6 protein-coding genes are annotated in these 6837 nt (G+C 35.9%); 4 read left to right on the forward strand and 2 right to left on the reverse strand.

What is annotated here, in order from left to right; all coding sequences use genetic code 11:
• Window positions 1–609 precede the first annotated feature (609 nt).
• Window positions 610–822, reverse strand: coding sequence for a hypothetical protein (locus IV36_RS11425; RefSeq protein ID WP_001748064.1), 213 nt, complete (start codon window positions 820–822; stop codon window positions 610–612).
• A gap of 360 nt (window positions 823–1182) precedes the next feature.
• Window positions 1183–1770, reverse strand: coding sequence for a site-specific integrase (locus tag IV36_RS11430; protein WP_056992613.1), 588 nt, complete (start codon window positions 1768–1770; stop codon window positions 1183–1185).
• A 78-nt stretch (window positions 1771–1848) separates the two neighbouring features.
• On the opposite strand from IV36_RS11430, the gene IV36_RS11435 reads away from it, so the two are divergent.
• The 4 genes from IV36_RS11435 to IV36_RS11455 all read left to right on the forward strand — a co-directional run bounded on the left by IV36_RS11435 (window position 1849) and on the right by IV36_RS11455 (window position 6733).
• A complete protein-coding gene (locus IV36_RS11435; protein ID WP_001748062.1) occupies window positions 1849–2112 on the forward strand; it encodes a type II toxin-antitoxin system PrlF family antitoxin in 264 nt (87 codons plus the stop codon).
• Entirely contained in the window at window positions 2112–2459 is a 348-nt protein-coding gene (locus IV36_RS11440) for a type II toxin-antitoxin system PemK/MazF family toxin (protein ID WP_056992615.1), read from the forward strand. The genes IV36_RS11435 and IV36_RS11440 overlap by 1 nt, the downstream gene beginning before the upstream one ends.
• Before the next feature lie 360 nt (window positions 2460–2819).
• On the forward strand, window positions 2820–5117 hold the full coding sequence (locus tag IV36_RS11445) for a glycoside hydrolase domain-containing protein (protein WP_014271901.1): 2298 nt from the start codon (window positions 2820–2822) through the stop codon (window positions 5115–5117).
• 1148 nt (window positions 5118–6265) lie between these two features.
• On the forward strand, window positions 6266–6733 hold the full coding sequence (locus IV36_RS11455) for a Dps family protein (RefSeq protein WP_056992617.1): 468 nt from the start codon (window positions 6266–6268) through the stop codon (window positions 6731–6733).
• The last annotated feature ends 104 nt before the right edge of the window (window positions 6734–6837 follow it).

Genomic DNA, 6837 nt, shown 5'->3' on the forward strand with positions numbered 1-6837 from the left:
CTACTTGATAAACAGACAAAACCTACTTGATAAACAGACAAAACCTACTTGATAAACTTCTATAAGCCTTGGGAGAGTAAGGTTCAAGAGGGGTCTAAAAGAGGTTTAAAAGAGGTTTATAAAAGAGGTATATAAGAGGCACCACTGTACGAGATCAAGACCTAAAATCAAAAACACAAAGGAGTGAGCCAAAAACCGGCTCACATTAAACTCCATTCGCTACGCTCTTTGCGCCTCACTTCGTTCGTTGCCTAAAAAGGTGTGGCAAGCCACATTTATACGGGCGCTGACGCCCCGCACCCCGTCAAGCTGAACCAGCTTGACCGTTTTTTCACTCGCCGTTAGGCAGGAAAGCAAAGTTTTATAGAAACTTTGGCTTTCGCCAATTCAGTGTTAAGACTGGTTTAGAGCTGTCAATTCCTTATGCTCCCACGCTTTGCTCGTCCGCTACCATTGACAGCAAACAGTTAGCTTTTCTAAAACATAATAAGAATTTAACTGCTATGTCCCTTTTAAGGCCTTTATTTTCAATTCTCAGCAGTTTTAAGCATATTTACATATAATTTATGCCAAAACAAAATAAAAAGCCCTCAGTGAGCTTTTAGAGGGCTAAATTACAAATCCTGGTCGATTAATAATATCTTCTTGTCTTTTTTGCAAAATGTAAGTGTACAAGGAATTATACAAATTCTGTTTGATCTCATCAGGTTCATGAACAAAAGCTTCAAACAATTCTTGAATATCAACTTGCCAAGGATCAGCAAGCATTTCATCAATTGGCTTTAATACTTTTTTTTCGTCCATCTGAGTCACTCCTAACATTAGCTAATTATTTCAGGTTTAAATTAAAGGCATCTTTTTATAGTTAGTTATTCAAAGATGGTAATTAAGTTTAGAAAGAAAAACGGTGTAAAGCAATTAAAAAGATTTGTTTGAGCGCAGCGAAATCTAATACAACTTTTTTTAGTATAAGCACAATCAACTTTAGTTGTTGTGTGTAAGTGCGCATTGAACTAAAAAACAACCTTTATTTCAATGATCAAGTTAGCTATTTTTTAGCGTCATTAAACGGAATGAAATGAGTTTAATGCGCACTTACACTCCACCAAAATTTAGTAGAGGTTTTGTGCTTAAAATCTGTCTCAGAAGTTGCCTTCGGCAACAACTAAAAAATAACCAATTCTAACCAAAATTAATTTGGTCTAACATAGTTTCGGTACTTGCTTGGTCCAAGCCTAAATAAGCTAAAGTCATCGCTTCACTTGAATGATTTAATAAGTACATAACCAAACCAATATTATAATTAGATTGCGTATAAACTCGATAAGCTCCAGTCTTGCGCATCGTATGGGTACCAAGGTAATTAATACTTAAAAGATCGCCAACTTTGCTCATGATTTTGTAGAACTGTTTTTCTGTGATATGTCGTTCGGGGTGTTGAATGGAAGGAAAGAGCCATTCAGATTGTAACTGATTATCAAGCAGCCATTGACGATACAACAAAAGGTCTGTTTGAACCGGTTTAAGATACAAGGTATTAGGTTTACCAGTTTTTTTATCATGAATAAACGCATTTTGTTTAATGGAACCGTTCGGATTAAAAATATTGGTCTGTTTTAAGCACATAACGTCACTGACTCTTAGTAGCGTAGCTTTACCAACTTGAAAAATTGTATAGTTACGACGGCCAGCTTTAAAATTATTGAGTAACGTATCTTGAACTTCTTTGAGAACATTTGAATCTTTGATGGGTAGGACAACTTGTTGCATAGTCTTTTCTCCTTTTCTTGAGATATTAAAGCAGTTATGTTATTATTTTTTGTAAGGAAAAAGTAAGGAGATGATATTGTGAGTGCAGGTAATGTAACTAAGGTTAGCTCAAAGATCACAAGTAAAAATCAGATTACAATTCCTAAAACAGTACGTGAACTGTTAAAGGTTCGGTCTACTGATACAATTGAATGGCAGATTGAACCAAATGGTAAAGTAATGATTGTTCGTAGTAAACCGGATCTATGGCAACTTGTTGATGAACAAGAAAAAAAGTTTGGAAATCTCAGTACAACAGAAGTTGATTGGGGTAAAGATGTGGAAAGCGAAGACTTTGATTAATGAAATTAAAACAAGGCGCTATTTTATGGATTAATTTAGATCCGGCTAAAGGCACTGAAACTAAGAAAAAGCGACCGTGTTTAGTTGTAAGCAACGATCACTATAATCGCTATTTTAATACGGTGCTAGTTGTGCCAATCAGTACCTCTGACAAATATCGTACCCAAGAAAAGTATGCTAAATCGCCGTTATTTATCAGGATAGATAACGGGAAAATTCACGGGACAGCGTTATTGCAACATATCCGTGCTGTCGATCCAACAAAACGATCAGATGGCGAAGTTGTGTCCACTTTATCTCGGCAAGAAATTAGTTCAATTAGTACAAAGGTCCAACAATTTTTCTAAAAAGCAGATGTTATTTATTGATAAAAACAAAGAATAACCCCCAATATCTACATTATAGATATTGGGGGTTATTTTAACAATGTTTTCAAGGGGCTATTTGGTAAAAATGGGCCCTTAAAAATATATAGCTTACTTGATCTTCCCATTTTCCTGGAAGATCTTTTTTGTTCGAAAATAATCCGACAAAAATTTGTTTTCTTGTTTTTCTGTGCTAAAATTAAGCCGTCTACTCGAACGTGTGTTCGAATATTGAGCAAATAATTTTTAAGGAGGTTGAATCAGAAACTGCTTACTCATTTGATAGCTTGTTCGTTGTAGGCGCTTATGGTTGCTAAACAACACAGAAAGGACGATTTATGTATGGATGAAATGGTAAAAGAAACACAAGTCTGGCTCAACAAAACTTACGGTAAAGTTTCTGGCTTTGGTAAAGTACCCGAGGACGGTAATACTGGTTGGAACACAGTTTATGGGTTAACTAGAGCCCTGCAACACGAATTAGGTATCACAGATCTAGTTGATAATTTTGGCCCTTCAACTGCCGCTAAATGGGATACTCAATTTGCTAATAAAGTTAAAACTGGCTTTAAGCACAATGTTGTTAAAATAATCCAAGGTGGCTTTTGGTGTAAGGGTATCAACCCTGAAGACTTTACCGGAGAATTTACTACTAACACGGCTGCTGCTGTCGTTGAATTAAAAAAAGACGCCGGTATCAAAGACACCAGCGCCAATGTAAACTCGGATATTATGAAAGCCTTGTTGACAATGAGCGCGTTTGTTTTAGTTCCTGGTGGGGACGCTAAAATCCGTTCAATGCAACAACAGCTTAATCATGATTATCAAGCTTACACTGGTATTTTACCATGTGATGGAATTTATCAAAGGGATACGAACACTGCTTTGATTTATGCTTTGCAGTCAGTGGAAGGTATGGATACTGGAACTGCTAATGGTTATTATGGTCCTGGTACGATCAATAAAACACCAACTGTTAATTCTGGCGCAACTGGGGCAATCGTTAAAATTATTCAATATGGTCTTTACGTTAATGGTTTCTATTCAGGCGCCTTCAATGGCCAATTTACACAAAATGTTGCCGACGGTATAGTTTCCTTTAGAAAATTCATGAAGTTGCCTCCTTATACTTCAACTGCTGACCTAACTGTGATCAAAGGCTTATTAACTAGTAATGGTAACACTAACCGATCTTCAGATGGTGTCGACATGGCTACTCAAATCACATCAGCTGCTACGGCTAAATCACTGAAAGCAGCTGGCTATAACATTATCGGCCGTTATTTGACAGGAAGCGTCGGGACTGGTGCTGATAAACGAGATAAAAATTTGACTAACACTGAAGTTAAACTGCTATTAGATGCTAACCTTAAGATTTTTCCGATTTACGAAGATGGAGGTTATGAAGAAAGTTATTTTAATAGCAAGCAAGGTTTCGCAGACGCTTCTATTGCCGTTAATACTGCACGTCAGCTTGGCCTACCAAGTGGGACAGTTATCTATTTTGCCGTTGATGTTGATATTCAAGATGGAAACATGAGTAGTACGGTTGTCCCCTATTTCGAGGGTATTACTGGTATTATAGGATCAACTGAATATAAAGCAGGTATTTATGGAACACGCAATGCGTGCTTGCATGTAAACCACTTAGTTAAGTATAGTTTTGTTGCTGATATGTCTTCTGGATGGAGCGGAAATTTAGGGTTCAAAATGCCTGAAAATTGGAGCTTTGATCAATTCAATGAATTTACTGGAGCTTCAACAGGGATTGATATGGATCAAGTTGCTGTCTCTGGTAAAGATAACGGAGTTTCTAAAGTTACCAAAGTTAATATAAATCCTAACGCTGCTTTCTTTACCCAACTGCAACAAGTAGAAGACCAGGCATATAGTTATATCAGCGGTGAAAGCTCTTCAACACCTGCTGAACAACTTGTTACCCAATTTTATAGACAATTTTCCTATTCTTCACCAAGTTGGGCACCCTTGGCCGGTGGATTAAATACTAGCTGGTTAGCATTCGCAAACTCAGCATTACATGTTTCAAAAGAAAGTGACTTCGAAACTCTTTATGATAGTACTACTGGCATAAAAATTGGCTTACCACACATGATGGCTTCTTTAAACGCACTTTTATTTTGGGGAGAACCACAGTCAGCCTCAGGAATTCAGGACCTTGGGGGCTGGTGTGGAGATCTTTTAACAAGTATAGAAGATGCTCATCTTAACCAGAAAAAATACGGCTCTTTTTATGAATCAATTACTGCATATGTAGGTAATAAAGGGCAATTTGGAAGGGAAGATTTGGTTGACGATTTGGATGCACTTAACGTTTACAGTACAATCCATTCGCAAAACAACCAAACTATATCCAAAATTATTAAAACTTATTACACCGGTAATGAAAGCTCCGTTCGCTTTAATTCTTACCTAAGTAATCGTTTTGATGATGACCTTGATTCACTACAGAACGACACATATACTCTTTTAAAAGGTGGTACAGGTTCATGGGGTGCAGCTTATAAAACCGCTTTATTGGCTTTTAAAAAGTTTAAATTACAAAAATATCCTTCTTATACTGACAGTGAAGCAAAAGACGCCGCTAAAGCTTTTCGCAAGTTAATTGAACAAAACGCATAGAAAGTAATAAGCAAAATGATAAACTATATATATTAGTTTATCATTTTACTTATTTTAGTTTTTTACTTTTATCTAAAAAATAGAAAGAGGTGCTAAATCAGCCTTGTACTCATGGTTAATCGTAATATTAGTTGTTTTTTTTCTCATAACAATTGATTTTTTATATTTATGTGACCATATAAATGATACTATCATTGAAAATGGCTATTTTAAAAACATTCTTACAATTATTATTTCAATTTTATCTAGTTGGTTCATCTCCAAATATTTGGGCCCTTTTTTTCTAAATTTCACTTCAGAAGTTGGAGTTACCAATTCATTCGGCTTTATATTAATAATTGTTGCATTAATAGGCTTTTCACTCCTATTCAACGCTGCAAGGCATGACATTGTAACTAGGAAAAAAACTGTACAGCAGGCTCAAAAAAAATACTTCAGACACAATCAAGTCCTAACTTTTTCTATGGTTCATTACGTAATCGGAATAAGTAGTGTTGTAATAGTTAATAGCATTGTATATTTACCAATCTTCCTCGACTTTTTAATTCCGATTCCCAAAAGTTACCCTGGTAACGTTGAAAAAATTGAACTCCAAGAATTCATTACTTTTATTATTACTCTTGTAATGCCTTTTTTAATCATAGTTTTTACCCCCTTTTCTTTGAAAAAATTACTCTCCCATTTCAATAAATAGGGTCCATTATCTAGTATAGACCCTATATATTCATAGCCCCTTTCTGTTTGGTGTTAAAGTATTAGTCATCGATGTCATGCACTATCTTGTTTAGCTCCGTTTTGATGGAACTGGAAATATTTTCTAGATTGAAATGATTATATATTTCTTTATCCTTAAGCATCCTTTTTTGTGCCTTATTTAATTTACACTCATTGTTACCCACTACCCATTCATCCTTTGTACGTATAAAGGGGTTTTGCGCACTTTCCTTTAACGCGTTTTGAACATCTTCATAAGGTAAATAAAATTCAATTGTAGATTTATTTAATTTTACAATCTACCATATAACGTCTCCATCTTTTCAAAACGACTTAATTCTACGGGCTATAAATAACTTAATTTGCCAGTGTATAACGTTTCAGATTAAGCTACCACTAAGTTATAATAACCATATCGAAAGGAGATCAATCTAATGAAATATACGAAAACCAAAGCAGTATTAAATCAATTCGTTGCCGATTTGAGCCAGATGTCAATGATTATCCATCAGACGCATTGGTACATGCGTGGACCCAACTTTTTGAAGTTGCACCCTTTGATGGATGAGTTCATGGAAGAAATTGACAGCCAACTCGATGTCATTTCTGAACGGCTGATTGCGCTTGATGGCAGTCCTTACTCGACCTTAAAAGAAATGGTCGAAAACACTAAGATTCAAGACTGGCCTGGTGAATGGGACAAAACAACCCCAGAACGCCTCGCACACCTAGTTGATGGCTATCGTTACTTGGAAGACCTTTACCAACACGGCATTGAAGTATCCGATGTTGAAAAAGACTTCAGTACCCAAGATATTTTCATTGGTCTCAAAACCGCAATTGAGAAGAAAATCTGGATGATTCAGGCAGAGCTTGGGTCGGCGCCGGAAATTGATGAATAAAATAATATTAAAAAATCGGTAGACTTATGGTAGATTTTAAAATTAATCCGAACGCCCATTTGGATATTGGACAGCCCTAGTTCACAAAAGGTTTCGATTTTAAT

The sequence above is a fragment of the Liquorilactobacillus mali genome, assembly GCF_001437155.1.
Taxonomy (GTDB): Bacteria; Bacillota; Bacilli; order Lactobacillales; family Lactobacillaceae; genus Liquorilactobacillus; species Liquorilactobacillus mali_A.

Excerpts from the sequence above, each read along its gene's own strand:
- IV36_RS11425 (WP_001748064.1), bottom strand. The coding sequence starts at position 822 with ATGTTAGGAGTGACTCAGATGGACGAAAAAAAAGTATTAAAGCCAATT.
- IV36_RS11430 (WP_056992613.1), bottom strand. The coding sequence starts at position 1,770 with ATGCAACAAGTTGTCCTACCCATCAAAGATTCAAATGTTCTCAAAGAA.
- IV36_RS11440 (WP_056992615.1), top strand. The coding sequence starts at position 2,112 with ATGAAATTAAAACAAGGCGCTATTTTATGGATTAATTTAGATCCGGCT.
- IV36_RS11445 (WP_014271901.1), top strand. The coding sequence starts at position 2,820 with ATGGATGAAATGGTAAAAGAAACACAAGTCTGGCTCAACAAAACTTAC.
- IV36_RS11455 (WP_056992617.1), top strand. The coding sequence starts at position 6,266 with ATGAAATATACGAAAACCAAAGCAGTATTAAATCAATTCGTTGCCGAT.